Below are 1,692 nucleotides of genomic sequence, written 5' to 3'. Positions count from 1 at the left end.
TGTACAAAAACAACATCTTCCTGCGGAAGAGTCGTTCCATATTGAGTATAAAGATATCCATTGCAATCATTGACCCGGCTGTTTCTTTAAGCTTAGCCATAATCTGGGACAGACCGAGTTTCCGCTTGCCGTTCCCGAACCGTCCTTCGACCTCATTGCGTTCGCCGATCTCCTGCAGTTCCTGACGGACATCTGCCGACTGATCTTTACCAGGACGGCCGAGTCTCGGACCCGATATACGGATCCCATGCTCCTTGCAGAACGCCCTGTTCTTACGGCTGCGGTATATCTTATCTGCCAGGATCCGTTCGGGGTATTGCCCAAAGCGCCTTCGGTATTCTTCCACGACGCGCTCGAACTCGGCGGCTTCGCCTTCATTGTATGCATCAAAACTCAGCAGATCAATGAAGGTGTAACCGTTCACGACGCTGATGGAGATCTTCGCACCGAACTCTGTAGGCGCTTTGGTTTTTCCACGTACGATTGGCCGGATCCATGGCTGTGAAAGGCTCACGATACGGTCTTCTACGGAATGTGTCTTGTTGTCCAGCATTTCTTTCTGCTGTTCGTGGAATGTATAAATGGTGAGCAGGCGTTCCCTTTCGATCTTGTGCAGGTCGTTCAAGCCGTACGCAAGCACGTATTCTTCTATATATCCGAGATTGCGGTTTATGCAACTGAGTTGATAGCGGAGTTCCTTCCGGATCTTTTTCGCAGACTTTCTGCGCCGCTTGTTGAGCTTGAGGAAACGGCGCCTGGCTACCTCGCGGTAGGTCCTCGGCTTTGCTTTTGTATCGCTGAGCGGGCCGAACAATGACCAATAATGGTCGAGGATGATTTCCGTCCACCTCCTGGCCCTGTCGCACAATTCCAGGTCAGTCGGATAGGCTATATCCGCAGGGGCGCAGGTGGCATCAATGATCAGGGTCCCGCTGTTTTTTGGTTTTGCAGGTTTCTGGGATTCAGCCGTTTCGGAGCTGCCGCCACCGGTATGGCCGCCTTTGTCTTTTTTGTCATCATCGGCTTTTATAAACATTTTTTCAATGATCCTGCACATGGTCTCTTCCGGAAGACGTTTGCGGAAAGTCACAAGAAGACTTGGGTCAAAAGGCCTTTCATTGCGGTATTCCTTATAGCCAATGAAGTACTGCATGTAGGGATTCTCGGCTAACTGTTCGACAAGTTCACGGTCTGTAAAGCCAAGACTGCGCTGGATATAAAGCGAACCGAATGCAACATCAGCAGGATATGCCTCGTTGCCGTTGTCCTTGTTCTTGAAGTTGCCGGAGTACTCCTCATCAATCATTTTCCAGTCGATCATGCTGCGGAGCTTTACCCACCGGTTATCTTCGTTCAGATGACCGCCGAAGGGAAGGATGAAATCATAGATGCTGGACTGGCCGTTATTCGCATTTCGGTACATATTTGGCTCCTTAGATGCAGATATTTTGAATCCCGGAAATCAAAAACCCTGCATCTATTTTATCAAAAATCGAGTCTGTTATCAGCGGAATTGCTGATTCTATACAGAAAAAACGAATGTTGGGAGTACGCTGAAAACCTGTTCAGCATACCCTAATTAAGTAGTTTAGTAAAGAGTAAATAGAATAGGTTAGAAAAGTTCGAAGTCCGGGCTCAAAGAAATGGAGCCTGATATGTTCTTCAGGCCCCGGATTTCGTACTTTTCTTTTG

General features: G+C 48.4%; 1 protein-coding gene. It reads right to left on the bottom strand.

Going from position 1 to position 1,692, the window contains the following annotated elements:
* On the bottom strand, positions 1-1,423 hold a 1,423-nt coding region (locus ACJMM9_RS12540), incomplete at its 3' end, for an IS5 family transposase (RefSeq protein WP_405327505.1).
* Positions 1,424-1,692 lie beyond the last annotated feature (269 nt).

Source organism: Fibrobacter sp., assembly GCF_045112255.1.
Classification (GTDB): Bacteria; Fibrobacterota; Fibrobacteria; order Fibrobacterales; family Fibrobacteraceae; genus Fibrobacter.
The sequence above is the reverse complement of the archived record's forward strand: the minus strand, read 5'-3'. Positions and strand labels throughout refer to the sequence as shown.